At 30.7% G+C, this 959-nt stretch carries 1 protein-coding gene; it reads right to left on the reverse strand.

Features of this window, described 5'->3' with window-relative positions; all coding sequences use genetic code 11:
• Window positions 1–5: 5 nt before the first annotated feature.
• Window positions 6–908, reverse strand: a complete 903-nt coding sequence (locus GTZ96_RS18140) for an IS1595 family transposase (protein WP_161645296.1) — start codon at window positions 906–908, stop codon at window positions 6–8.
• Between the last annotated feature and the right edge of the window lie 51 nt (window positions 909–959).

Genomic DNA, 959 nt, shown 5'->3' on the forward strand with positions numbered 1-959 from the left:
TTGAGTTATACACTTAATATCTGTTTTATGTTTTTTTGATAAATCGGTTTTGCATTCACCATTCTTTCTATGGATTTATGAAAAATACTTGTTTTAAATTGAGAACGGTTTATCCTAAAACAAAATTCATCAAAATAAGCTTGAATATGCCATTTGCTAACATGAGTTGGTATTGTTCTAATCCAAGATTTCAATTGCATGATTACAATATGTAATTCCTTGAAATTTTTCCCCTGATCACTTAATTTTTGTTCAATATTATAAAGCTTTTTTAGCGGGTCATATCCTCTCCATTTATCGGTAACTATTTTGGCACTTTTACTTATATGTTCTTCAAAAATAGGCGTTAATGATTTTGAAGAATAGTCATCAATAGATTTCACATAAACTCTTTTTACTTGATGCTTTTGGTTTAATTCTACTGCTATTACTGCCTTTTTCTTTTTAGAATCATAACTTCTGCCTTGTTTTCCTTCTTCTTTTCCGCCCACAGTAAATTCATCTACATGAACTAATTCTGACAAAGGATATTGCTGACTGCTTTGCATCGATTTACGTACTTTTTGCATAAAATACCAAGCTGTACCTTGGCGAATTTCAAAACGTTTTCCCATTTGAATGCTTGATACACTTTTGCTACTGGTTGTCATTTCAAATACAATGCAAAAAGCTTTGTGCAAACCAAACTTCACCTTATGAAACAATGTATTTGCAGTAGAACTTTCTACATGTTGGCATTGATAACATTGGTAATTATATCCTGATTTTTCACATCCTTTAGTATGTCCACACTTCATGCAGGTAAAACCATCTTTCCATTTTATTTGTGCTAAATAAGCTTTGCAAGCTTCATCATTTGGCAATTCTTTTATAAAGTTTAGTATGCTTTGTCCTTCAAATACTTCCATAACGACTGTTTTTAAAGACATAAAAATACAGAAACTAAATGACTAACTCAA

The sequence above is a fragment of the Flavobacterium undicola genome (genome assembly GCF_009909155.2).
Classification (GTDB): Bacteria; Bacteroidota; Bacteroidia; order Flavobacteriales; family Flavobacteriaceae; genus Flavobacterium; species Flavobacterium undicola.